Annotated in this window: 21 protein-coding genes; 7 read left to right on the top strand and 14 right to left on the bottom strand. The window is 67.0% G+C overall.

The window, feature by feature from the left end:
• Positions 1–27 precede the first annotated feature (27 nt).
• From AC07Z7_RS00860 to AC07Z7_RS00880, 5 genes are all read right to left on the bottom strand, one after another.
• Complete coding sequence (locus tag AC07Z7_RS00860) at positions 28–2,262, bottom strand: NADP-dependent isocitrate dehydrogenase (RefSeq protein ID WP_094289970.1); 2,235 nt, start codon at positions 2,260–2,262, stop codon at positions 28–30.
• A gap of 241 nt (positions 2,263–2,503) precedes the next feature.
• The gene (pdeM, locus tag AC07Z7_RS00865; protein ID WP_494765001.1) at positions 2,504–3,211 is read right to left on the bottom strand and encodes a ligase-associated DNA damage response endonuclease PdeM; all 708 of its coding nucleotides are present in this window, start codon (positions 3,209–3,211) and stop codon (positions 2,504–2,506) included.
• 5 nt (positions 3,212–3,216) lie between these two features.
• Positions 3,217–5,940 (bottom strand): ligase-associated DNA damage response DEXH box helicase, encoded by a 2,724-nt coding sequence (locus AC07Z7_RS00870; protein WP_494765002.1) that lies wholly within the window; start codon positions 5,938–5,940, stop codon positions 3,217–3,219.
• On the bottom strand, positions 5,937–7,631 hold the full coding sequence (locus AC07Z7_RS00875; RefSeq protein ID WP_494765003.1) for an ATP-dependent DNA ligase: 1,695 nt from the start codon (positions 7,629–7,631) through the stop codon (positions 5,937–5,939). Before AC07Z7_RS00875 ends, AC07Z7_RS00870 begins: the two co-directional genes overlap by 4 nt.
• The gene (locus AC07Z7_RS00880) at positions 7,628–8,689 is read right to left on the bottom strand and encodes a ligase-associated DNA damage response exonuclease (RefSeq protein WP_494765004.1); all 1,062 of its coding nucleotides are present in this window, start codon (positions 8,687–8,689) and stop codon (positions 7,628–7,630) included. Before AC07Z7_RS00880 ends, AC07Z7_RS00875 begins: the two co-directional genes overlap by 4 nt.
• 205 nt (positions 8,690–8,894) lie before the next feature.
• Between AC07Z7_RS00880 and AC07Z7_RS00885 the strand changes: the two genes are divergently transcribed.
• Positions 8,895–9,422, top strand: a complete 528-nt coding sequence (locus AC07Z7_RS00885; RefSeq protein ID WP_494765005.1) for a BON domain-containing protein — start codon at positions 8,895–8,897, stop codon at positions 9,420–9,422.
• A gap of 82 nt (positions 9,423–9,504) precedes the next feature.
• Here the strand turns inward: AC07Z7_RS00885 and AC07Z7_RS00890 are convergent, their stop codons facing one another.
• A complete protein-coding gene (locus AC07Z7_RS00890) occupies positions 9,505–10,206 on the bottom strand; it encodes a hypothetical protein (RefSeq protein WP_094289975.1) in 702 nt (233 codons plus the stop codon).
• 63 nt (positions 10,207–10,269) lie between these two features.
• The gene (locus AC07Z7_RS00895; protein WP_494765070.1) at positions 10,270–11,133 is read right to left on the bottom strand and encodes a hypothetical protein; all 864 of its coding nucleotides are present in this window, start codon (positions 11,131–11,133) and stop codon (positions 10,270–10,272) included.
• Here AC07Z7_RS00895 and AC07Z7_RS00900 point away from each other — a divergent pair.
• On the top strand, positions 11,072–12,607 hold the full coding sequence (locus tag AC07Z7_RS00900; protein ID WP_240515728.1) for an ABC transporter substrate-binding protein: 1,536 nt from the start codon (positions 11,072–11,074) through the stop codon (positions 12,605–12,607). The genes AC07Z7_RS00895 and AC07Z7_RS00900 overlap by 62 nt on opposite strands.
• A 95-nt stretch (positions 12,608–12,702) precedes the next feature.
• Here AC07Z7_RS00900 and AC07Z7_RS00905 read toward each other — a convergent pair whose 3' ends face one another.
• Together AC07Z7_RS00905 and AC07Z7_RS00910 are read right to left on the bottom strand one after the other, a co-directional pair.
• The gene (locus AC07Z7_RS00905) at positions 12,703–13,026 is read right to left on the bottom strand and encodes a YnfA family protein (RefSeq protein ID WP_494765006.1); all 324 of its coding nucleotides are present in this window, start codon (positions 13,024–13,026) and stop codon (positions 12,703–12,705) included.
• A complete protein-coding gene (locus AC07Z7_RS00910; RefSeq protein ID WP_494765007.1) occupies positions 13,023–13,769 on the bottom strand; it encodes an ArsR/SmtB family transcription factor in 747 nt (248 codons plus the stop codon). The genes AC07Z7_RS00905 and AC07Z7_RS00910 overlap by 4 nt, the downstream gene beginning before the upstream one ends.
• Before the next feature lie 78 nt (positions 13,770–13,847).
• Here AC07Z7_RS00910 and AC07Z7_RS00915 point away from each other — a divergent pair, with 78 nt between their 5' ends.
• Positions 13,848–14,192 (top strand): NIPSNAP family protein, encoded by a 345-nt coding sequence (locus AC07Z7_RS00915; protein WP_494765008.1) that lies wholly within the window; start codon positions 13,848–13,850, stop codon positions 14,190–14,192.
• Positions 14,189–14,533: an antibiotic biosynthesis monooxygenase family protein gene (locus AC07Z7_RS00920; protein WP_494765009.1), complete on the top strand. Its 345-nt coding sequence runs from the start codon at positions 14,189–14,191 to the stop codon at positions 14,531–14,533. The genes AC07Z7_RS00915 and AC07Z7_RS00920 overlap by 4 nt, the downstream gene beginning before the upstream one ends.
• A gap of 14 nt (positions 14,534–14,547) precedes the next feature.
• Here AC07Z7_RS00920 and AC07Z7_RS00925 read toward each other — a convergent pair whose 3' ends face one another.
• The 5 genes from AC07Z7_RS00925 to AC07Z7_RS00945 form a co-directional block, all read right to left on the bottom strand.
• On the bottom strand, positions 14,548–15,288 hold the full coding sequence (locus AC07Z7_RS00925; protein ID WP_494765010.1) for a metallophosphoesterase family protein: 741 nt from the start codon (positions 15,286–15,288) through the stop codon (positions 14,548–14,550).
• Positions 15,289–15,331: 43 nt separating this feature from the next.
• Positions 15,332–16,081, bottom strand: coding sequence for a hypothetical protein (locus AC07Z7_RS00930; protein WP_494765011.1), 750 nt, complete (start codon positions 16,079–16,081; stop codon positions 15,332–15,334).
• A 135-nt stretch (positions 16,082–16,216) separates the two neighbouring features.
• Positions 16,217–16,585, bottom strand: coding sequence for a DUF1801 domain-containing protein (locus AC07Z7_RS00935; RefSeq protein WP_494765012.1), 369 nt, complete (start codon positions 16,583–16,585; stop codon positions 16,217–16,219).
• A 119-nt stretch (positions 16,586–16,704) separates the two neighbouring features.
• On the bottom strand, positions 16,705–17,559 hold the full coding sequence (locus tag AC07Z7_RS00940; protein WP_494765013.1) for a hypothetical protein: 855 nt from the start codon (positions 17,557–17,559) through the stop codon (positions 16,705–16,707).
• A gap of 148 nt (positions 17,560–17,707) precedes the next feature.
• Positions 17,708–19,132 (bottom strand): FAD-binding oxidoreductase, encoded by a 1,425-nt coding sequence (locus tag AC07Z7_RS00945; RefSeq protein ID WP_494765014.1) that lies wholly within the window; start codon positions 19,130–19,132, stop codon positions 17,708–17,710.
• Positions 19,133–19,302: 170 nt separating this feature from the next.
• On the opposite strand from AC07Z7_RS00945, the gene AC07Z7_RS00950 reads away from it, so the two are divergent.
• The 3 genes from AC07Z7_RS00950 to AC07Z7_RS00960 all read left to right on the top strand — a co-directional run bounded on the left by AC07Z7_RS00950 (position 19,303) and on the right by AC07Z7_RS00960 (position 22,595).
• Positions 19,303–19,989, top strand: coding sequence for a TetR/AcrR family transcriptional regulator (locus tag AC07Z7_RS00950; RefSeq protein WP_494765015.1), 687 nt, complete (start codon positions 19,303–19,305; stop codon positions 19,987–19,989).
• Between the two features lie 81 nt (positions 19,990–20,070).
• Positions 20,071–21,069: a Bug family tripartite tricarboxylate transporter substrate binding protein gene (locus AC07Z7_RS00955; RefSeq protein WP_494765016.1), complete on the top strand. Its 999-nt coding sequence runs from the start codon at positions 20,071–20,073 to the stop codon at positions 21,067–21,069.
• Entirely contained in the window at positions 21,066–22,595 is a 1,530-nt protein-coding gene (locus AC07Z7_RS00960; protein WP_494765017.1) for a carboxylesterase/lipase family protein, read from the top strand. Before AC07Z7_RS00955 ends, AC07Z7_RS00960 begins: the two co-directional genes overlap by 4 nt.
• The last annotated feature ends 60 nt before the right edge of the window (positions 22,596–22,655 follow it).

Consider the following 22,655-nt stretch of genomic DNA (forward strand, 5'->3'; position numbering starts at 1 on the left):
CAGCAACCCAGCGGCTCACGCCACCGCTCACTTCACCGTGTTGAGCGCCTCGTTCAGCGTCTTGCTGGGGCGCATCACGGCGTCCAGCTTGGTGACATCGGGCATGTAGTAGCCACCGATGTCGGTGGGCTGGCCCTGCACGGCGTTCAGTTCATCCACGATCTTCTGTTCGTTCGCGGTGAGCAGCTTGGCCAGGGGCGCAAACTTGGCGGCCAGGTCAGCATCTGCCGTTTGCGCGGCCAGTTCCTGGGCCCAGTACATGGCCAGGTAGAACTGGCTACCACGGTTGTCCAACTGGCCGGTCTTGGGCGAGGGGTTCTTGTTGTTGTCGAGCAGCTTGCCCGTGGCGGCGTCCAGCGTCTGGGCGAGGATCTTGGCCTTGGCGTTGCCCGTTTTCAGGCCCAGGTCTTCCAGCGACACGGCCAGCGCGAGGAACTCACCCAGCGAATCCCAGCGCAGGTGGTTTTCTTCCACCAGCTGCTGCACATGCTTGGGCGCCGAGCCGCCCGCACCGGTTTCGTACATGCCGCCACCGGCCATCAGGGGCACGATGGACAGCATCTTGGCCGAGGTGCCCAGTTCCATGATGGGGAACAGGTCGGTCAGGTAGTCGCGCAGGATGTTGCCGGTGGCGCTGATGGTGTCCAGGCCGCGGATCACGCGCTCCAGCGTGTAGCGCATTGCACGCACCTGGCTCATGATCTGGATGTCCAGGCCGGTGGTGTTGTGCTCGTGCAGGTACATCTTGACCTTGGTGATCAGCTGCGCTTCGTGCGGACGGTACGAGTCGAGCCAGAACACCACGGGCATGCCGGAGTTGCGGGCACGGTTCACGGCCAGCTTCACCCAGTCGCGGATCGCGGCGTCCTTGACCTGGCACATGCGCCAGATGTCGCCTTGCTCCACGTTCTGGCTCAGCAGCACTTCCCCCGTGGCCAGGTCGGTGATGTTGGCCACGCCGTCTTCAGGGATCTCGAAGGTCTTGTCGTGCGAACCGTACTCTTCGGCCTGCTGCGCCATCAGGCCCACGTTGGGCACCGTGCCCATGGTCTTGGGGTCGAACGCGCCATGCCACTTGCAGAAGTTGATGATCTCCTGGTAGATGCGGGCGAAGGTGGATTCGGGCATCACGGCCTTCACATCCTTCAGGCGGCCGTTGGCGTCCCACATCTTGCCGCCGTTGCGGATCATCGCGGGCATGGAGGCGTCCACGATGATGTCGTTGGGCGAGTGGAAGTTGGTGATGCCCTTGGCCGAGTCGACCATGGCCAGCTCGGGGCGGTGCTCGTGGCAGGCGTGCAGGTCGCGCTTGATCTCGTCGCGCTGGCTTTGGGGGAGCGTTTCGATCTTGCTGTACAGATCGACCATGCCGTTGTTCACGTTCACGCCCAGCTCCTCAAAGGTCTTGGCGTGTTTGGCGAACGCATCCTTGTAGAAGATGCGCACGCAGTGGCCGAACACGATGGGGTGCGACACCTTCATCATCGTGGCCTTCACGTGCAGCGAGAACATCACGCCGGTCTTGCGCGCGTCTTCGATCTCCTTTTCGTAGAAGGCCAGCAGCGCCTTCTTGCTCATGAACATGCTGTCGATCACTTCGCGGTCGAGCAGGCTGACCTTGGGCTTGAGGATGATGGTCTTGCCGCTCTTGGTGATCAGCTCCATCTTCACGTCACGGGCGCGGTCCAGCGTCATGGACTTTTCGCCGTGGTAGAAGTCGCCCGCGTGCATGTGCGACACATGCGAGCGCGATGCCTGGCTCCACTCGGCCATGCTGTGCGGGTTCTTGCGTGCGTATTCCTTCACGGCCTTGGGGGCGCGGCGGTCGGAGTTGCCTTCGCGCAGCACGGGGTTCACGGCGGAGCCGATGCACTTGCCGTAGCGCGCCTTGATTTCTTTTTCCTTGTCGTCCTTGGGCTGATCGGGGTAGTCGGGCAGGGCATAGCCCTTGGCCTGCAGTTCGGCGATGGCCGCCTTGAGCTGCGAGACAGATGCGCTGATGTTGGGCAGCTTGATGATGTTGGCATCGGGCTGCAGCGTCTTCTTGCCCAGCTCGGCCAGGGTGTTGGGCACGCGCTGATCTTCCTTCAGGAACTCGGGGAATTCACCCAGCACACGGGCGGCCACCGAGATGTCGGACTCCACCACGTTGATGCCCGCTGGCGCGGCAAACGTGCGGATCAGGGGCAGGAAGGAAGCCGTGGCCAGACGGGGGGCTTCGTCGGTCAGGGTGTAGATGATGGTGGGTTGCTGGGTCGTCATGGCTTGTCTCACGAAACAGAGTATGTAAATGCCCCCGGCTGGGTCACAGCGGGGCCAAACGCGGATGCTCTCTGATTCTCCTTGCTCGGGGCTGTCTGGAACCCCTGTTTTTGCAATCGAATCTCACAATGCAAAATTATCATAAGCCCGGGGCACTTTTTTTCACCAAATAGGTGGTAATCACCCTGCGGCGCTCTGCAGTTTGACCGCGTTGGCGGCAGCGCGCCACCCCCTGTACACCCTATGAAAGGCCCCCTGGAACAGCCACCACGCGGCCAGGCAACACCGCAAACTGCGCCCAGTGCGCAGGCAGGGTGTCGGGCGCCGTGCCGGTGAAGGCCCCGAAGGCGGGCAGGATCAACTGCCCATCTCCCCAGCCAAAGCAGGGCGCCCGCAGCGCATCCCGCGCCGGGCCGCGCAGCCGCAGCGTGGGGTGCAGGTGCCCGGCGAGCACCGTGTGTCCTGCCACCGCCTGCGGGTGGTGGCAGGCCAGCACCGGCGCATCGGCACAGGGCCACCAGGGCTCGTTGACCAGCGCCAGAGCCAGCGCGGCCGGCGGGTCGCCCGCATGTTGGTCATGGTTGCCGCGCACCAGGGTCATCGCCACATGCGCATGGCGTTGGCGCCAGGACAGCAACTGCTGCCACAGCGCATCGGCCGCGCCGCTGCGAGCGTGCAGAAAGTCGCCCAGAAACACCAGGTGGTCGGCACCGGTGGCAGCGAGCACCGCATCCAGCCGCGCCAGGTTGTCGGCCGTGGTGCCGTGTGGCACGGGCTGGCCCGCGCGGCGGAAGGAGGCGGCCTTGCCGAAATGCACATCCGCCACCATCACCATGCGCGCGGCAGGCCACCACAGCGCACGCTGGGGCAGCAGCTGCAGCGGGGTGCCGCAGGGCAGGGTGATGGCGTGCGCACCGATGGTGTGCGTGGGGGTGGCCAGCGAGGTCATGGTGCTCAGAATCCGTGGCGTCTGCGGGCGCGACGAGGGCTGTCCCCGGCCGGGTCTCGGCGCGTGCGCCGTGCCGGGGTGGCGGAGCCTTCAGGGAGGTCCCACGCCATGTCCGTGGATTGCACAGGGTGCTGCGCAAGGTGGGTGCCCGTGGTGGCGTCGGCCGCCTGCTCCAGCGCCTGCACCATGCGCGCCAGCCGGTCGGCCAGGGTCTCGGTGCTCAGGCGCTCGCGAAAGCGCTCCACCATCAGCGGCAGGGCAAACGGGGTGGGGCGTTCCAGTGCATGGATGGACAGGGTTTGCGCCTGCATGCCGCGCAGCGTGCGGGCCAGTCGCTCCATGTCCAGTTCGTTGGTCAGCAGCTCGGCACGGGCCTGGGCCAGCAGCAGGTTGCCCGGGTCGTACTGGGCAAACACGTCGTAGTACAGCGACGACGAGGCCTGCAGCTGGCGGCTGCTGCGCTGCTCGCCCGGGTGGCTTTGAAAGATGAGCCCGGCAATGCGCGCGATCTCGCGAAAGCGCCTGCGCGCCATTTCGGTGGCGTTCAGGCTGGCCAGCACTTCCTCTTCGAGCCCGCGACCCGCGGTGGTGTGCGTGCCTTCGCCGATCAGGCGCGGCAGAAGCGCGGGCCAGTCCACTGGCTTGGCCGACAGCAGCTCCAGCCCGTAGTCGTTGACCGCGATGGAAAAGGTGTTGGGCACCTGCTGCGATGCGCGCCAGCCCAGCAGCCCGGCCAGGCCCAGGTGCACCAGGCGGCCCGCCAGCGGGTACAGGTACAGGTGCCAGCCCTCACGGGTGTGCAGGGTCTCGGCCACCAGGCGGCTGGGTGTGGGCAGGGCCGACCAGGCCTGCTGCAGCGCCAGCAGCGGCTGGGCGCAGCGCATCTCGGGCGTGGAGAACTCGCCGCGCTCGGCCTGTGCCAGCTGCTCCAGCATCGCATCGGCCAGCGTGTTCGACAGCGGCATGCGCCCGCCGCTCCAGCGCGGCAGTGCGGCGCTGCCCTTGGGGGCGATGCGCACATAGGCCGTCATCTGCTGGGTGCGCACCAGCTCCAGCAGGCGGCCTGCGAACATGAACACATCGCCCTTGCGCAGCCGGGCGATAAAGCTCTCTTCCACCGACCCCAGGCGCCCGCCGCTCACAAACTGCACCTGCATGGCGGTGTCGCTCACGATGGTGCCGATGTTGCTGCGGTGGCGGCGCGCCAGGCGCGCATCGGGCACGCGCCATACCCCCTCGTCGTCTGGCACCACACGGTGAAAGTCCGGGTAGGTGGCCAGCGATGCGCCGCCCTGGCGCACAAACTGCAGCGCCCACTGCCAGTCGTTGTCGGCCAAGGCAGCGTAGGACGGGGCGCGGCGCACTTCGGCCAGCAGCACATCGGGCACAAAGCCGCCGCCCAGCGCCACGGTGACCAGGTGCTGCACCAGCACGTCCAGCGGGGCACGCGGTGTGTGCCGGTCTTCAATGCGGCCCTGCGCCAGCGCATGGCGCGCGGCGGCGGCCTCCACCAGCTCCAGGCTGTGCGTGGGCACCAGCGTGATGCTGGAGCAGCGCCCCGGCGCATGGCCCGAGCGGCCCGCACGCTGCAACAGCCGCGCCACCCCCTTGGCCGAACCGATCTGCAGGACCTGCTCCACCGGCAAAAAGTCCACGCCCAGGTCCAGGCTGGACGTACAGACCACGGCCTTGAGCTGCCCGGCCTTGAGGCCTTGTTCCACCCAGTCGCGCACCTCATGCCCCAGCGACCCATGGTGCAGCGCAATCGTGCCCGCCCAGTCGGGCCGCGCCTGCAGCAGCGCCTGGTACCAGCGCTCTGCCTGCGACCGGGTGTTGGTGAACACCAAAGTGGACGCCGCCGCTTCGATCGACTGCACCACCTGCGGCAGCAGGCTCAGCCCCATGTGGCCCGCCCAGGCAAAGCGGTCGGCCCGCGCGGGCAGCATCACCTGCACCTCCAGCCGCTTGTCGATGCGGCCCTGCACCAGCACGGCGGGCGGTGCTCCTGGTGCGTTGGGCAAGGGCTGGGGCAGCAAGGTGTGCAGGGCCTCCTCCAGGTTGCCCAGCGTGGCCGACATGCCCCACACCTGCAGCGCCGGGTTCCAGCCCGACAGGCGCGCCAGCGCCAGCTGCACCTGCACGCCGCGCTTGTTGCCCACCAGCTCGTGCCACTCGTCCACCACCACCAGGCGCACGCTGGCCAAGCGCTCACGCGCATCGGCGCGGGCCAGCAGCAGCGAGACGCTTTCGGGCGTGGTCACCAGCAGCGTGGGCAGGCGGCGGTCTTGCGCAGCGCGCTCGCCGCTGGCGGTGTCGTCGGTGCGCAGGCCGCTGGTCCAGGTGGGGGCCAGGTCGGGCAACGGTGCCTGCAGGGCGCGCAGCGAATCGGCAGCGAGTGCGCGCATGGGCGTGATCCACAACACGGTGAGGGGCGGTGCCGCAGCGCGGTGCGTGCGCAGGGCGGTGCGGGCATTGGGGACTTTGGGGGCTTCTTCAGGCGCAGGTGCAGCATCTGCTTGCGCCAAGTGCTGCAGCGCGCCCAGCCACACTGCATAGGTCTTGCCCGCGCCTGTAGTGGCGTGCAGCAGGCCCGAGCGGCCCTCGCCCATCGCGCGCCACACGTCGTGCTGGAAGCCAAAGGGCTGCCAGCCCCGCGCCGCCATCCAGGCGGCTGCGGCACTCGGTGCCACTGGGGTCAGGGCCTTGCGCGGGCGGCGGATGGTGCTCATGTCGCAACGTCCTGCCCGGGCAGCAGCGCCATCAGCGTTTGCAAGGTATCGGCCTCGGCCACGGGCTTGTCCTGCCGCCAGCGCAGCATGCGCGGAAAGCGCACGGCAATGCCGCTCTTGTGGCGCGGGCTCTTTGCGATGCCTTCGAAGCCCAGCTCAAACACCAGCGTCGCGTCCACGCTCCGCACGGGCCCGAAGCTCTCGCGCGTGGTCTTGCGGATGATGGCGTCCACCTGCGCAATCTCGGCATCCGTGAGGCCCGAATAGGCCTTGGCAAACGGCACCAGTTGCCGCTGCGGGTCGTCCTGCGGCCCGGTCCACACGGCAAACGTGTAGTCGGTGTACAGGCTGGCGCGGCGGCCATGGCCGCGCTGGGCGTAGATGAGCACCGCGTCCACGCTCATGGGGTCGATCTTCCACTTCCACCACACGCCCACATCCTTGGTGCGGCCCACGCCGTACTGCGCGCTGCGGTGCTTGAGCATGAAGCCTTCGGTGCCCATGCTGCGCGCGGCCTCGCGCTGGCGCGCGAGGTCGGCCCAGTCGGGGCCATGCAGCAGCGTGCTCAGACGCAGGGTGGGTGGGGTTACGGGTTCTGCGATGGCGTCGGGGGGCTGCAGCACCGCTTCCAGCAGCGCGCGGCGGGCCTGTTGCGGCTCCTGCCGCAAGTCCTGGCCGGCGTGTTCGAGCAGGTCGTAGGCCACCAGCACCACGGGCAGCTCGCGCAGCAGCTTGGGGGTCAGCGTCTTGCGGCCCAGGCGCTTTTGCAGGTCGGCGAAGGGGCGGGGCTGGGGCTCATCGGGCAGCCATACCAGAATCTCGCCATCGACCACCGTGCCATCGGGCAGCCGCGCCATCGCGGCTTCGGCCAGTTCGGGGAAGCGGTCGGTCACCAGCTCCTCCCCGCGCGACCAGATCCACACGGCACCGCCCCGTCGTACGATCTGCGCACGGATGCCGTCCCACTTCCACTCCACCAGCCAGTCGCCGGGTGTGCCCACCAGTGCGGGCATCTCGGCCACGGGCTGGTTGAACGGGTGGGCCAGGAAGAACGGGTAGGGCTGCCCTGCATCGGCGGCATCCGGCGTACTGGCATCGTCGTCCACCGGCGCGATCAGCGCCTGGTAGTCGCTGGCCTGCGGCTGCCGCCCGATCTGCGTGTAGCCCATCAGCCGGTGCGCGATGCGCTTGGGGTCGAGCCCGCTCACGGTGGCCAGCGCCTGTGTGACCTGCAGGCGCGACACCCCCACGCGGAAGTTGCCGGTGATGAGCTTGAAGTACACAAAGCGCTGCTCGGGCGCCAGCCTGTCCCATTGCGTGCGCAGGCGGTTATCCGCTTCATCGGGCGGCAGGGCGCGCAGGAGCAGCAGCTGGGCCATCCATTCGGCCAGTGTCAGCTCGGTGGGCTGCTCAGGTGGCGGCAGCAGCAGCGCCAGGGTTTCGGCCAGGTCGCCCACGGCCTGGTAGCTTTCTTCAAACAGCCACTCGGGCAACCCGGCCGCCTCTTGGGCCAGCGCCTTCAGGCGCTTGGTAGGCACCATCTGGCGCGGTTTGCCGCCTGCCAGAAAGTAGGTGGCCCAAGCCGCATCGGCGGGCGGTGCAGCACGCAGGTACGCCACCAGCGCTGCGAGTTTGGCCGATTGAGCGGTGGTGGCGTCGAGCGCCTGGAACAGCTGGGCAAAGGCCTTCATGCCGTCCCTTCGGGTGCGGACTCGCTGCCAGCTGCCGGCGCAGCCCCTGCATCGTCCTCGTTGTCATCGGCACCGTATTCGGTCGCGAACACCTGGGCGTCCAGCCCCTGCTCGCACAGCCAGCGCACCATCACGGCCGTGCTGCCATGCGTCACGATGACGCGCTCCGCGCCCGTGGCGCCAATGGCCTTCTGCAAACTGGGCCAGTCGGCGTGGTCGCTCATCACAAAGCCCCGGTCCACGCCCCGGCGTCGGCGTGCGCCGCGCACCAGCATCCAGCCGCTGGCAAACGCGTCGGAGTGTTCGCCAAACCGCTTGAGCCACGGTGTGCCCGCAGCCGAGGGCGGGGCCAGCACCAACGCGCGTCTCAGGTCCGCCTTGGTCAGGCCCGGGTCCGTCACCCGCAGCGTGGGCGGCAGGTTCACACCGGCCGCGCGGTACACGGCGTTGAGCGGCTCCACCGCCCCATGCACCACAATGGGCCCGATGCTGGCATCCACCCCGTGCAGCAGCCGCTGCGCCTTGCCGAAGGCATACGCATACAGCACGCTGGCCTTGCCCGCCGCCGCATTGGCCGCCCACCAGGCATTGATGTCGGCAAACAGCGCGGGCTGCGACGGCCAGCGGTAGATGGGCAGGCCAAAGGTCGATTCGGTGATGAAGGTGTGGCAGCGCACCGGCTCGAACGGCGGGCAGGTGCCATCGTCTTCCAGCTTGTAGTCGCCCGAGGCCACCCACACCTGGCCGCCATGTTCGATGCGCACCTGGGCCGAGCCCAGCACATGGCCCGCAGGGTGCAGCGACAGGCGCACGCCATGGTGGTCGATGGTCTCGCCGTAGGCCAGCGTCTGCAGTGCGATGTCCGCCCCCAGCCGGTTGCGCAGCGTGCCCGCGCTGCCCTCGTGTGCCAGGTAGTGGGCCGAGCCCATGCGTGCGTGGTCTGAGTGGGCGTGCGTGATCACGGTCCGCTCCACCGGCCGCCAGGGGTCGATGTAGAAGTCGCCAGGCGGGCAGTACAGGCCTTCGGGGCGGTGGACGATCAGGTCGTTGCGGTGCATGTGGGTGGGATCGTAGGCGCCCGGCCAAAGCCGAGGTGCCACTTGGGATATCTGTGGCGCACCGGTAAAAATATGGAAGAAAATGGCCGTCTCCGTGCGTCCATTGCTGCTTGTTTGCTATTGAATTGATAGCTGTTCGCGTTGCAGCCTAACTGGCCGGGCGTGCGGTGCAACGCTGGGGGTCATGATGGGAGGAGGGCTCTGCATGCACAGTGTCGAATCGGGCGGGTTGCGGGGTGCGCTCCTGTCCCTGCTGACTGTTCTCGCTGTGTCGTCGGCCAGCGCCCAGCATGGCGCTCCTGTGCAGGCGCGCACCAACGCCTTCAACGACCCCTTCGTGCAGGTCACCCGCGCCATCCCGCACTGCCCCGTGCCCGAAGGCCCGCTCTACACCGAGGCCGAGGTGCGTGAGCTCGCCCATGTGCGATCACAGCACGGCGGCAGCTGCCACCGCGTGGGGCGCTGCCGCCTGCCCAACTCCTACCTGTACGACGCCGAGATCATCCCGCGCGTGCAGCGCTACATCCAGCAGGATGGCCGCTTTGACGACACCAGCGTGTGGGTGCTGGGCGAGCGGCGGCTGGTGACACTGATGGGCTGTGTCCAGTCGCAGGCGCAGGCCGAGGCGCTGGAGAAAGCCGTGTGGCTGGTGGACGACGTGATGGGGGTGATCAACCTGCTGCAGATCGGCGCTGAGCGCGATGGCGTGCGCTACCCGGTCTTACCGCCGTAGTGCTGGCGGTAGGGCTGGACAGCGCAATCGTGGCGATGGAGCACGACGGGGCGTGGCGCAGCGCGGCCAGGCCCATGACCCTTCAGACAAACAAAGTAGACAGCATGTGCACCGGCACAGGCAGGCCGGGCGTGGCCTCCGTTGCTTCGAAGAAGTCCGCGCCTTGCTGGGCTGGACGAATGGACGAAAAAATGGGCGGAAACTGAGGCTGGGTGATGTGGTGCTTGGTCTTGCACTCTTCGCAGGCATGTAGCTTGGGAACAAACTGGCGGTTCTTGCGTGAACCCACGGGGCCCAGGGTGTCCCAGACGACGCGGGAAGCTTCTGCCGACACTGGCTTGCAATGGTTGCGCCAATCCACATTGCCCAAGACAGCCACATAGAAGCCAAGAAGGTTTGACACCAGATCCTCTTCGCTGAAACCACTGTCTGTAAAGGCAGAGAGCGAGGCCTGGACATCCTCGAATCCCATCGACACTTCTTTGAAGATGGCCAGCGCCACCGAGCGTTGGGTGGCCAGCGGCAGACCCTTGCGGATGAAGTAGAACTTTGTGAAGTCGCGAGAGAGGCCGAACTTTCGCATTCCCTGCCGGTACATCACGAGATGGTGATCCGGCCGGCCTGCGACCTGCAGGCCTCGCTCGAGCGAGACGTCCTTCCAAAGATAGCTTGCACTCGCATGGCGGTTCGCCGGTTTCTCGACCGAAACCAGGTGACCTATGTCGATCCAGCCGCAATTGCACGTATAGATGAGGCGATTAGGAATGTCCGATCGAGATGACATGGATGTTCAACGAGGAGGTAAAAGGGAAGAGGGGTGCCGCGTGTCACCTGCGTCTAGAGCGAATCAATCAAAGTGAGTGATTTCAAAGCGGATCGATGGTGTGCCTGCATCGTTGTCCTGGTAGGTGGTCAGCAAGATCAGGTCATGCTTTTCGGAGGTGTACTGTGCTTCCCGGATTCCCGGGGAGACGGTGTTCTTGTTGCTGACAACAGCCGTTGATTCATTGCCTGCCGTACTCACGGAATGCAGTGCCAGCTTCTGTAGTTGCTGAGTCATCTGGTCCCAGACCGCGTCGGCGGCTTCAGGCTGTACCTTGAAGCTCAGCTGTGATTGGGCTGGCTTGTTCCCGTCGCCGACAGAGCCGAAATATTCGCGGCTCTGAGCGCCATCCGGCACCTGTATGTCGCGGACCAGCGAAGAGATTCCCAGGTAGTAAACAGGCGAGCCAGGCCTTGTCACGTAGTCCTCCTCGGAGAAGAGGTAGCCCAGCGTGGCAATCCCAGCAAGGAGAAGTGCGGCGGCCGCAATGGCGGTCAATCGAAAGACAGTGCGGAGGGGATGCCCAGGCATGGTGGGGTTGAGGTCGTGCGGCGGGAGGAGCGGCGATTCTGGCCGTGAAACCCCTTGGTCAGGGTGTAAGAGATGTAATGGGCCGTATGGCGCGTTGGTTGAGGGCATGTAGATGCCACCAGAGACCCTTCCACCCTCACCAGGTAGCACCAACCGAGGGATTTCCATATCTGCAGGAGAGGAGAGATATTGCACATTGCGTGCTACTAACATTTTGGAGCCTTGTATGCCCTTGCGTTTTGATTTTTCCTCACTGCTATCTGCCCCCGCACTGGTGGCAGCCCTGGTGTGCATGATGCCCGCCATAGGGTCGGCAAAACCGTTCAAGTGGGCAGGCTCCAGCGACATCCAGACCATGGACATCCATTCGCAGAACAGCGCCTTGGGCAACGGCATCCATGCGGCGGTGTACGAGTCGCTGGTGATGTTCAACAGCCGCACGCTCAAGGTCGAGCCGCTGCTGGCCACCTCGTGGCAGCAGGTCAGCCCCACGCAGTTGCGCGTGAAGCTGCGCCAGGGGGTGAAGTTCAGCGACGGCTCGGCCATGACGGCCGATGACGTGGTCTATTCGCTGCAGCGCGCGATGAGCCGGACCTCCACCTACTCCATCTACACCCAGGGCATGGACCGCATCGCCAAGGTGGACGGCGAGACCATCGACATCTTCCTGAAGAACCCCAACCCGGTCATCCTGAACCAGCTCACCGAGCTGCGCGTGATGAGCAAGGCCTGGGCGGAGAAGAACAACTCGGTGGAGCCCAAGGACATCAAGGCCAAGGAGGAAACCTTCTCCCACCGCAATGCCATGGGCACCGGGCCCTTTGTGCTCAAGGAATGGGTGCCCGACCAGAAGCTCGTGTTCACGGCCAACCCCCACTGGTGGAATGCGGGCAAGGCCGAGGGCAACGTCACCGAAATCACCTACACCCCCATCAAGTCCGAAGCCACGCGCATCGCCGCGCTGCTGTCGGGCGAGGTGGACATGGTGCGTGACACCAGCATCCAGGACCTGGCCCGCATCAAGGCCAACCCCAATCTCAAGGTCATGGAGATGGTGGAGAACCGCACCGTGTACCTCGCCATGGACCAGTTCCGCGACGAGCTGGTGGGCAGCAACATCAAGGGCAAGAACCCGCTCAAGGACCTGCGCGTGCGCAAGGCGCTCTACCAGGCCATCGACAGTGCCACCCTGCAGCGCGTGACCATGCGCGGCATGTCCAAGCCCACCGGGGCCATGGTGTCGCCGCTGGTCAATGGCTGGACGGAAGCCGTGGACAAGCGTCTGCCCTTTGACGCCAATGCCGCGAAGGCCTTGCTGGCCGAGGCGGGCTACAAGGACGGCTTCGAGGTGGACTTTGCCTGCAGCAACAACGCCATCGTGCAGGACGAAGAGCTGTGCCAGGCGATCACCTCCATGTGGTCGCGCATCGGCGTGAAGGCCAAGCTGCGCACGCTGCCGGCGGTCACCTACTACCCCATGGCCCAGCGGCACGAGGCCAGCATTGCACTGCTCAGCTGGGGGGTGCCCACCTTCGACGCGCTGTACACCCTGCAGTCCCTCGTCCGCACCAAGACCACGGGCGGTGACGGCAACTACAACCTGGGCCGCTACAGCAACGAGCGCATGGACTACATCGTGGACCGCGTGAAGACCGAAACCGACCAGCCCGTGCGCAACCGCCTGCTGACCGAAGGCCTGCAGCTGCAGAACGACACCGTGGCCCACATCCCCCTGCACAACCAGATGTTGGCCTGGGCCATGAAGAAAAACGTGGAGCTGGTGCAGCGGCCGGACAACCGCATTGACTGGCGCCTTATCAAGGTGAACTGAGGCCCGGGCGCTGCAGCATTCGAGACTGGCGCGGTGCAGGCCCGTGCCCTCTCCCGCAGGCAGGGCGGAGGCGCCGAAGGCGACTCAGGGGGTGTTCACTCCATGGGTTGGAACATGATGATCGCCATGCCCGCCAGCGCCACCAGCACCCCCGCCACATCCCACGGCGTGGGCCGGATGCCATCCACGGCCCACAGCCACCCCAGCGCCACGCCGATGTAGACGCCGCCGTAGGCCGCATACACGCGGCCTGCCCCGGCGGTGTCGTGCAGCGTGAGCAGCCAGGCAAACAGCGCCAGGCTCACAGCCGCAGGCAGCAGCAGCCACACCGGCTTGCCCTGGCGCAGCCAGAGCCACGGCAGATAGCAGCCCACGATCTCGGCCAGGGCGGTGGCCAGAAAAAGTGCCAAGGTTTTCATCGGCCGGACCGGCCTCGCGCCGCAAGGGGGCGGGGTGGTTCATTGCTGGCGGCCTCGCCCGCAGCGGGCGCGAGCCAGGCGCGCAGGGCCAGCTCGCCCTCGGCGGAGAAATGCAGCACCCGCGAATCCTTGTCGCGCCGTGCCCAGCCGCGCTCCAGCAGGCGCTGCAGCAATGCCGAGCCCAAGGCGCCGCCCAGGTGGTGGCGCCGCTCGCTCCAGTCCAGGCAGGGGCGGCACAGCATGCGCCGCTGGCGTGCGGCTGCGGTGGTGTCGATGCCCTGGTGGGCGAACCACTCGGCGCCCGCTGGCGTCACGGCCAGGCCGTCGTCGGCAGCGTGCAGGTAGCCCTGGCGCAGCAGCGCCTCGTGCAACTGCACGCCCACCTCGCCTGCCAGGTGGTCGTAGCACACGCGGGCACGCCGCAGGGCCGGTTCGCGCGGGCTGGCGCGCAGGCGCACGGCACCGGCGCGGAAGGCCACGTTCATCAGGGACTCCAGCAGCTGCGCCACGTCCCGGTCTGCCAGCCGGAAGTAGCGGTGGCGGCCCTGGTTTTCCACCGTCAGCAAACCGGCATCGAGCAGCTTGGCCAGGTGGGCGCTGATGGTCTGTTTGGTCACGCCCGCGATGTCGGCCAGTTCGGTGGCCGTGAGTGCGCGGTCGGCCATCAGGGCGGTGAGGACTTCGGCGCGTGCGCTGTCGCCGATGAGCGCGGCAATGCGCGCGATGTGGGGGCCGTCTTTCATGGTTCGATCTTGGGCGAACCATTGAGGGCCGTCAACCGCCTATCGTGAAGCCCTGTCCACCCACAACGTCTGAACACCATGATCACCTGCTTCATCCGCTACGACATCGACCCCTTCCAGCGCGAGGCGTTTGCCGAATACGCACGCCGCTGGGGCCAGATCATTCCCCGCTGCGGCGGCCACCTGCTGGGCTACTTCCTGCCGCACGAAGGTAGCAACTACGAGGCCTGGGGCCTGATCGGCTTTGACTCGCTGGCCGCCTACGAGGCCTACCGCACCCGCCTGCGCGCCGACCCCGAAGGCCGCGCCAACTTTGCGATGGCACAGGAGAAACGCTTCATCCTGCGCGAGGAGCGCACCTTCACCCAGGCCGTGGAAGGCACGCTGGGCCTGCCTGCCCATCCGCAAGGGGCCGCCACATGATGGCCGTGATCTTCGAGGTGACGCCCGCGCCGGGCCAGCGCAGTGCCTATCTGGATGCAGCCGCAGCGCTCAAGCCGCTGCTGGCGCAGATCGACGGCTTTGTTTCCATCGAGCGCTTCGAGAGCCTGAGCGCGCCTGGCAAGCTGCTGTCGCTGTCCTTCTGGCGCGACGAGGAGGCCGTGGCCCGCTGGCGCCAACAGGAGGCGCACCGCAGCACCCAGGCGGCTGGGCGCGACCATGTGTTTGCCGACTACCGGCTGCGCGTGGCGGCGGTGGTGCGTGACTACGGCATGAACAACCGGGCGCAGGCGCCCGCCGATTCCCGTGCGGTGCACGGCTGACCGCGCGCAACTCTTCACACAGGCATGAGTCCCGTGCGCAGCGCGTGGGCCCACTCCGGTCTGCCATTCTTTTGCGCCAGCACTGCCATGGGCTCGTGGTTGTAAGGCACCCGGTGGTGCGCCACCTGCCAGCCCTGGGCTGTGCGCTCCGCAATGGCGTAACACGCATCCGGCGTGCCGTTCTCTACCTTGTGCGCCACAGGGTGGTCGTCTCCATAGGCCTGCAGGCCCACGCTGCCGGGGTTGATCAGCAAGATGCCTGCCCCCAGCCGCACCTGCCGCGGCACATGGGTGTGGCCGCAGGCCACCAGCGGCGCATAGTGGCCTGCCAAGCGCTCGTCGATCTCGGCCGTTGTGGCGGCGCGCACCGTGGGGCCGTCCAGCGTTTCGAGCAGGTACTCATGGTCGCTGCGCGGCGAGCCGTGGCACAGCAGCACGTCTTCGTCCAGGCGCAGGGTGTGTGTCAGGCTGCGCATCCAGGTGAACTCCGTCTCTGTGAGCTGCGCATGCGCGTACCGGTCCGATGGGCCGCCGTGGCCAGGGCGCAGCTGCAGCACCTGGCGCTCGTGGTTGCCCGCCAGCGAGAGCCAGTCCGATGCCATGAGCCACTGCGCCGTCTCGCGCGGCAGCAGCGGGCCCGAGAGGTTGTCGCCCAGGTTCACCACGCGGTCGGCACCGTGCAGGGCGATGTCGGCCGCCACAGCTTCAAGGGCCGCGAGGTTGCCGTGGATGTCGGAGACAAAAGCGATGCGCATGGGTAAAAAATGAGGGAGTGATGGACTGCGGGTGAATGGTGGGTCAGCACGGCGATACAGCACCACCCGCGCTGCTGAGCAGGTGCGCTGTCAGCTGCGCCCGGTTGAACAGCAGGTCGCACAGCCATGCGTAGACCAGCGCAATGTAGCCCAGCAGCGCCCAGCCCATGTAGTCGCCGAAGACGATGGTGTGCAGCCAGTCTTGGCCGAACAGATACATCCCACTGGTGGCCAGGGTGGCCAGCAGCAGGGTGGCCGTGGCGGGCAGCAGCTGCAGGCGGGCGCCCGGACGCCGCAAGGCGGCCACGCCCAGCAGGGCAAAGGCCAGCGCGTTGGCGCCGCTGAAGATGCGCAGCCCGCGCAGCAGCTGGTCGGCCGTGTCCAGGTACTGCGTGCGGATGAGGTCCGAGAGCTGCGCCTGCATCTGCTGCAGGCTGCCCAGCCGCAGTTGCATGCGCTCGGCATGGCGTTTGCGGCATTCACAGTCGGGGATGCTCATCTCGGCGGCGATGGCCGCGATGCGCGCGGGCAGGCCATCGGTCAGCGCCTTGCGCGCGGCAGCGATCTCGCGTTCACCTTCGCGCAGCAGTGCGCGGGCCTTGCCATCGAGAAAGCGCGCATCCAGTGCCGCGATCTGCTCGCCGGTCTTTTTCTCGATCTGCGCCCGGATCATGGTGCGGGCTGTCTGCTCAACCCATGCGGGCTGTGCCAGCGACACCGCAAGCAGTGCACCAAAAAACAAGCCGCCCGCGAGGGCGATGAACAGGACGAGAGGGCGGATGACAGTGTGCATGGCAGTCGGAGTCATGGATGGGGCCGGGTCGCTCACCTTATGCCAGCACGGGGGCCAGTGTCCGCACCGCGCCACCGAAGTTCGTGACTCTTGCCCGCCGATCCAGCATAGAACATGGAATAGGGGCGGTGGCCTCTAGCTGTTTTCCTGTGCCGCCGCCAGCGCCATCGGCAGGTACTGCGCCAGCTGCTTGTGCGCCAGGTCGTCGATGGAGCGCAGCTTCAGGTGCCTGCGCCCCTTGCCCGCGCCCTCCAGGTGGCCGAAGGGGTCGCTGATGCGCGCACCCTGCCCAAACTCCACCGACACATGCGCCTGGTAGGCGAACACGCCGCAGAAGGACACCCCCTGCGCGGCAAACAAAATGCCGCCGTACTTCACCTCTTCCGTAGGCGCTTCAAACGGCGGCTGCAGCACCAGGGCGCGCACGGCCTGCACGATGGCGTACTGGGTTTCGCCGAGGAAGCGGATGTCTTCAAGCAATGCGGGGACAGAGCGTGTGGCCATGGGGTGCGTGTGCGGGCTGCGGACAGGGCGCAGCGTAGGCGAAGTTGCTGACAACGGGGTGGCAGCAGGGGGGACAAGCCGTTCCTGGATCGGGGGGCTGTTCTCCGGGTTCCCGGTGGTCAGACCGTGCTCCCGCCCTGCGATGGCGCCTGCCGTGCCAGAAAGGCCAGCAGGTCGGCGGGGGTGTAGTCGGCGGCGGAGTGGTGGTGCCAGAAGCGGATGGAAAGGTCGCGGAACGCCATGGGCGTGTGGTCGGCTGGGGCCTGCTCCGCCGGTCCATTGCCGGGTAGCAGCGCTTGAAAGTGCTCAGCGGCCGTTGGCTCTTGGGGTTTGAGGGCTTGCCGGTTCAACGTGTTCCGCAAGCAGGTAGCCTCGGCCCGGAGGTAGTCAAAACGGTCGTGCTGCAGGGTGGCCAGCAGCGCGTCGATGGGGGCTCCGGGCGGGCAGGGGGTTGTGTCTTCAATCGCCTGCAGCGCCGCCCATCGGCAGACACCTTCGGGCGCGTCGGCGAGCCACTGGATGCGCCGCCAGTGGGCCTCGTCGTCCCACTTCAGCCAGCGGATCTCGAACAGGAGCTGGGGTGTCAGCAGTGGGTCTGTTTCGCGCCGCTCCTCCAGAACACGGATGAGGCGTTCCGCGTTGTCTGGGTAGCTCAGTTTTCCAAACGTGTAGGTCGCTTGGCTGCGCAGATGAAAAGTGGGCGCGCGCAGGCATCGGTCGAGCGCGTCGAACAGGCCCGAACCGGGGAGCAGCGTGCGAAATGCGAGCGTGATCTCTTGCTGAAAAAGCCCAATGGAGACATCACGGATGAACAGGACAGCGTCATCGAAGCGCTCCGTCTCCAGGCTGCGCACGAGGCGGACGGCGGCATCCACCAGCGCCGCCGCGCCATGGCGCGCCAGGGCTGCCTCGATATACGCTTCGTCCTGGATGTGGTCCAGGTACGAAGCAATCACGGCTTCGGGGGCGGTCATGGTGTGCGTCCCTGCATGGGCAGGACCCACAGGGACGGGCGAGGTGTGCCTGAGCGCCCGGCTGTCGGCAGTGTGCTACCGTAATACAAGAAAAAATGGCCTTCTGCGACTGATGGTATTGTGTTTGTAGCTATAAATACAATAGCAATCACAGGGCGAAAATCTTCCCCGGGTTCAGGATGTTCTTCGGGTCCAGTGCCCGCTTGATCGCGCGCATCATGTCCACCGCACCCGTGCCGGTCTCGTCCAGCAAAAAGCCCATCTTGTGCACGCCCACGCCATGCTCGCCCGTGCAGGTGCCGCCCATGCTGAGGGCGCGGGCCACCAGGGTGTGGTTCATGGCTTCGGCCTTGGTGCGTTCTTCGGCGCTGTTCGGGTCGATGAGGTAGCCGAAGTGGAAGTTGCCGTCGCCCACGTGGCCGACGAGGAAGTAGGGGATGCCGCTGGCTTCGACTTCGTCCACCGATTCGAGCAGGCAGTCGGCCAGGCGGCTGATGGGCACGCAGGTGTCGGTGCTGATGGCGCGGCAGCCGGGGCGGCTTTGCACGGCGGCGAAGTAGGCGTTGTGCCGGGCCGTCCACAGGCGGGTGCGTTCCTCGGGCGTGCTGGCCCATTCAAAGGCCTGGCCACCAAACTCGCTGGCGATGTCCTGCACCATCTCGGCCTGTTCTTTCACGCTGGCGGGCGAGCCGTGGAACTCCATGAGCAGCATGGGTTCTTCGCGCAGATTGAGCTTGCTGTGCGCGTTCACCATGCGCACCGTGTGGTGGTCGATCAGTTCCACGCGGGCGATGGGCACGCCCAGCTGGATGGTCTGGATGGTGGTGCGCACGGCGGCCTCGATGCTGGGGAAGGAGCAGATGGCGGCGCTCACCGCCTCGGGCAGCGGGTACAGGCGCACGGTGATCTCGGTCATGACGCCCAGCGTGCCTTCGCTGCCCACCATGAGGCGCGTGAGGTCGTAGCCCGCGCTGCTCTTTTTGGCGCGCGTGCCGGTGTGGATGACTTCGCCGCTGGCGGTCACCACCTCCAGCGCCAGCACGTTTTCGCGCATGGTGCCGTAGCGCACGGCGTTGGTGCCGCTGGCGCGCGTGGCGCACATGCCGCCAATGCTCGCATCAGCGCCGGGGTCGATGGGGAAGAACAGGCCGGTGTCCTTGATGGCTTCATTCAAGGCCTTGCGCGTGATGCCGGGCTGCACCGTCACTGTGAGGTCTTCGGCGTTGATGCTGAGCACCTGGTTCATGCGGCTCACGTCGATGCTGATGCCGCCCTGCACGGCCAGCAGGTGGCCTTCGAGCGAAGAGCCCGCGCCGTAGGGGATCACAGGCACTTCGTACTGGCTGGCCAGCTTCACCGCATCGGCCACATCCTGCGTGCTTTCGGCAAACACCACGGCGCTGGGCGGCGGGGCCTGCAGCGAGCCCTCGTCACGCCCGTGCTGCTCGCGCACGGCCTGGGCCAGCGAGCACTGCGCGCCAAAGCGGGCCTGCAGCGCATCGATGAGGGCCTGGGGCACGTCGCGCAGCTTGATTTCGGGCAGCAGGTGGGCGGCAGCGGTGGGGGCGTTCATGGTGTGTGTCTCCGGTGGGTGCGGTCAGTGAGAAGCATTCTAGGTTCGGCCCCGTGCAAGGGCTCTGGGTGATCCAACTTGGGCCTGTGCGGGGATGCGGGTATTCACGGGCTTGTTGGTCGGCGCCTGCATAAATACATTACGTTCGAAATGTATATTGTGAAAGCGCCATGAACCACCGTGTTTCCCCCAAGGCCGGGGTGCGCCGCACCCATGCCGAGCGCAGCGCCGCCACGCGCCAGCACCTGATTGCCACGGCCATCGACGTGATCCAGCACCGCAGCCTGGAGGAGATGTCCATCCACGAGCTGGCCAAGTCAGCGGGCATGACCTCGGGCGCGGTGCAGCACCACTTCGAGTCGAAGGCGGTGCTGATGATGAATGTGCTGAGCGAGCTGATCGAGTCCACCGTGCGCTCGGGCGAACTCTGGCCCAGCCCCGCGCTGCCCGCGCGCGAGCGCGCTGCGAAGTTTGTGCAGGCGGTGTGGGGCCTGGTCTATGCGCAGCCGCGCTTCATCGTGGCCTGGAACATCTACCTGGGCTGCCGCAACCAGCCCGAGGTGCTGGGCCACATTGCCGAGCTGCGCCAGAGTGTGCAGGCGCGCATGCACGAAGGCTTCTTCACGGCCTTCCCCGAGCTGGCGGCAGAGCCCGACCGCGACGGCCTGCTGGGCCTGGTGCTGTCGTCGTTGCGCGGGCTGGGGATGCTGCAGCTGTTTGCGCCTGCACAGCCATCAGCGCCCGATGCTGTCCAGCAGGCGCAGCTGGCCTGTCTGGCCGACTGGATTGCCACCCGGTGCGAGGCCGCAGCAACCTCTGCGGGCACACCCACGAAGGTGCGCACGCGCCGCCGCTGACCCGTCTTTGCTGATCCCTATTTGCCTGCACGCCGCGCCGATCAGGCATCCCTCGCCTAAAACATCACCAGGAGACACACCATGACTTCGGCTTCCACGCGCGCTCCGCGCCTCCTCGCGCTCGCCGCACTGGCCTGCGCTGCTGGCAGCGCCCTGGCACAGCAGTCTGCGGCCTACCCGGCCAAGCCCATCCAGCTCATCGCCCAGCAACCGCCCGGCAGTGGCTCGGACGCGATGACGCGCGTGTGGGCCGACTGCGCCGCGCGCGAGCTGGGCCAGGCCGTGGTGGTGCAGAACAAGCCCGGAGCCAATGGCATCCTGGCCATCAACTACCTCAAGTCCCAGCCGGCCGACGGCTACAGCCTGCTGAGCATCGGCATGTCGCAGATGACGATCACGCCCTATGTCTACAAGCAGCCGCCGTATGACCCGCAACACGACTTTGACGGTGTGGCCGTGCTGGGCACCTCGCCCCTGGTGCTGGCCGTGCCGCCCGGCATGGGCATCGCCAGCCTGGCTGACCTGCAGAAGCTGGCGCGGTCCACGCCCGGCGGCATCAACTTTGGCTCACCGGGCAAAGGCAGCCCTGCGCACCTGCTCACCTCGGCGCTGGTGGACAAGCTGGGTGTGCCCGGCACCCATGTGCCCTTCGTGGGCGAGGGTGCGGGCCTGACTGCGCTCATGGGCCAGCAGATCCATGCGATGACGCTGGTCATTGGCACGGCGGCGGCGCAGGTCAAGGCGGGCAAGCTGGTGCCGCTGGCGCTGTTTGGTGCGCAGCGCTCGGCGCTGCTGCCCGATGTGCCCACCATCGCCGAGGCCCTGCCCGCCGCCAGCGATCTGGCGCGCCCCGCGTGGATTGCGGTGGTGGCCAAGGCAGGCACGCCGCCCGAGCTGCTGCACCGGCTCAATGCCGTCACCGAAAAATGCCGTGGTGGTGATGCGCAGTACAAGTCCCGCCTGGAAGCCATGAACGTCACATTGACCACTTCCGTACCCGGCGATGCCCGCACCTGGGCGGCCCGCGATGCGGCCGTGTGGCGCCCGCTGATCGACAAGCTGGGCCTGGCCACGGAATGAGTGCGAGCACAGCGGCGCCGCTGGTCACGTTGTCCCATGGCGGGCAGTTGCGCGGCCTGTGGGAGCAGGGTGTGCGTGTGTTCCGGGGTGTGCGGTATGCGGAGGCGCCGAGCGGCGCGCTGCGGTTTGCGGCACCGGTGCCTGCATCGCCGTGGCTTGGCGTGCGAGATGCCACCGAGTTTGCGCCGATGGCACCGCAGCTGCCCCGCACGGCGCGTGCAGATGCGCCCATGCTGGGTGGCGAAGACTGCCTGGCCGTGAACATATGGGCCCCGCCTGCCGAGCCCGGCGCCCGCCTGCCCGTGATGGTGTGGGTGCATGGCGGCGGGTTCTTTCGCGGCGCGGCCAGCGAGCCGCTGTACGACGGCGCTTCATTTGCCCGGCAGGGCGTGGTGTTTGTGTCGCTGCAGTACCGCTTGGGCATCGACGGTTTTCTGCATTTCGAGGACGAGGGTGAGGCTGGTTCGCCGGGCGGCGCAGCGCCCGCCAATCGCGGCCTGCTGGACCTGTTGGCCGCGCTGCAATGGGTGCGCGAGCATATCTCCGCCTGGGGCGGCGACCCGGCGCAGGTCACGGTGTTCGGCCAGTCGGCCGGTGCAGGCGCACTGGCCTGTGTGCTGGGCATGCCCGCATCGCGTGGGCTCTTGTTACGCGCCATCTTGCAAAGCCCCAGCGTGGCGTGCCAGACGCTGCAGGAGGCCGCCGCTGCACGCCGCGCCGTGGCTGCGCTGGTGGGGGTGGCGCCCACCCTGGCTGCGCTGGGTGCGGCAGCCCGGCCTGCCGTGCTGCACGCGGTGCACCGCCTCGCGGCAGACCCGGCCCTGCGGGAGCAGCACGGCCTGGGCATCCGCAACTTCTTTCCCCTGCGGCCCGTGGTGGACGGGCAGGTGCTTGTTGCGCCACCGCTGCAGGCGCTGGCGCAGCAGTGGGCAGCGCACCCGCCAGACTTGCAGGTGCTGGTGGGCAGCAATGCCGAGGAGATGCGCCTGTACCACGTGCCGGGCGGCGCGATGGACCGCGTGACCGAGGCGCAGGTGCTGGCTTTTGCGCAGGAGGTGGGTTTGGGCGCGGACGCAGTGCAGGCCCTGCGCGTCACATTGCCGCCCACACATGAAACGCCCGGCGAACTGCTGTGTGCCCTGCAGTCCGACTTTTACTACCGCGTGCCCGCCCAGCGCATTGCAGCGCTGGCCAGCCGCTGGGCCCGCAGTGCCCATGCCTACGAATTTGGCTGGCCTTCGCCGCAGTGGCGGGGGCGCCTGGGGGCGGCGCATGGGGTAGAGCTGCCGTTTGTGTTCGGCAACCTCTACACCGCCACGGGACAGGAACTGACAGGGTCCAGGCCACCCACCGCGCTGGCTGCGACCCTGCACCAGGGCTGGGTGGCGTTTGCACAAAGGGGCGACCCCGGATGGGCGCCGTATGCGGGCGCGCAACCGCTGGTTCGGCGGTTCGGTGTGGCGTCGCCTGCGTGTGCCCCCCACCCGGAGCCTGTGCGACTCTCGCTGTGGGACGGTCTTCTTTGACAAAGTAGCCGCCGAGGTGGCTGCAGAGGTAGATGCCAAAGCGGTAGCTCGCTACACTGG

The sequence above is a fragment of the Acidovorax sp. GW101-11A03 genome (genome assembly GCF_059424825.1).

What these genes read in the sequence shown, in the direction of transcription:
- AC07Z7_RS00920 (WP_494765009.1), top strand. Translation starts at nt 14,189, where the DNA reads ATGATGGCCGTGATCTTCGAGGTGACGCCCGCGCCGGGCCAGCGCAGT.
- AC07Z7_RS00870 (WP_494765002.1), bottom strand. Translation starts at nt 5,940, where the DNA reads ATGAGCACCATCCGCCGCCCGCGCAAGGCCCTGACCCCAGTGGCACCG.
- AC07Z7_RS00880 (WP_494765004.1), bottom strand. Translation starts at nt 8,689, where the DNA reads ATGCACCGCAACGACCTGATCGTCCACCGCCCCGAAGGCCTGTACTGC.
- AC07Z7_RS00925 (WP_494765010.1), bottom strand. Translation starts at nt 15,288, where the DNA reads ATGCGCATCGCTTTTGTCTCCGACATCCACGGCAACCTCGCGGCCCTT.
- AC07Z7_RS00915 (WP_494765008.1), top strand. Translation starts at nt 13,848, where the DNA reads ATGATCACCTGCTTCATCCGCTACGACATCGACCCCTTCCAGCGCGAG.
- AC07Z7_RS00900 (WP_240515728.1), top strand. Translation starts at nt 11,072, where the DNA reads ATGCCCGCCATAGGGTCGGCAAAACCGTTCAAGTGGGCAGGCTCCAGC.
- pdeM (WP_494765001.1), bottom strand. Translation starts at nt 3,211, where the DNA reads ATGACCTCGCTGGCCACCCCCACGCACACCATCGGTGCGCACGCCATC.
- AC07Z7_RS00895 (WP_494765070.1), bottom strand. Translation starts at nt 11,133, where the DNA reads ATGGTCTGGATGTCGCTGGAGCCTGCCCACTTGAACGGTTTTGCCGAC.
- AC07Z7_RS00945 (WP_494765014.1), bottom strand. Translation starts at nt 19,132, where the DNA reads ATGAACGCCCCCACCGCTGCCGCCCACCTGCTGCCCGAAATCAAGCTG.
- AC07Z7_RS00910 (WP_494765007.1), bottom strand. Translation starts at nt 13,769, where the DNA reads ATGAAAGACGGCCCCCACATCGCGCGCATTGCCGCGCTCATCGGCGAC.
- AC07Z7_RS00875 (WP_494765003.1), bottom strand. Translation starts at nt 7,631, where the DNA reads ATGAAGGCCTTTGCCCAGCTGTTCCAGGCGCTCGACGCCACCACCGCT.
- AC07Z7_RS00950 (WP_494765015.1), top strand. Translation starts at nt 19,303, where the DNA reads ATGAACCACCGTGTTTCCCCCAAGGCCGGGGTGCGCCGCACCCATGCC.
- AC07Z7_RS00960 (WP_494765017.1), top strand. Translation starts at nt 21,066, where the DNA reads ATGAGTGCGAGCACAGCGGCGCCGCTGGTCACGTTGTCCCATGGCGGG.
- AC07Z7_RS00935 (WP_494765012.1), bottom strand. Translation starts at nt 16,585, where the DNA reads ATGGCCACACGCTCTGTCCCCGCATTGCTTGAAGACATCCGCTTCCTC.
- AC07Z7_RS00955 (WP_494765016.1), top strand. Translation starts at nt 20,071, where the DNA reads ATGACTTCGGCTTCCACGCGCGCTCCGCGCCTCCTCGCGCTCGCCGCA.
- AC07Z7_RS00885 (WP_494765005.1), top strand. Translation starts at nt 8,895, where the DNA reads ATGCACAGTGTCGAATCGGGCGGGTTGCGGGGTGCGCTCCTGTCCCTG.
- AC07Z7_RS00890 (WP_094289975.1), bottom strand. Translation starts at nt 10,206, where the DNA reads ATGTCATCTCGATCGGACATTCCTAATCGCCTCATCTATACGTGCAAT.
- AC07Z7_RS00930 (WP_494765011.1), bottom strand. Translation starts at nt 16,081, where the DNA reads ATGCACACTGTCATCCGCCCTCTCGTCCTGTTCATCGCCCTCGCGGGC.
- AC07Z7_RS00940 (WP_494765013.1), bottom strand. Translation starts at nt 17,559, where the DNA reads ATGACCGCCCCCGAAGCCGTGATTGCTTCGTACCTGGACCACATCCAG.
- AC07Z7_RS00905 (WP_494765006.1), bottom strand. Translation starts at nt 13,026, where the DNA reads ATGAAAACCTTGGCACTTTTTCTGGCCACCGCCCTGGCCGAGATCGTG.
- AC07Z7_RS00860 (WP_094289970.1), bottom strand. Translation starts at nt 2,262, where the DNA reads ATGACGACCCAGCAACCCACCATCATCTACACCCTGACCGACGAAGCC.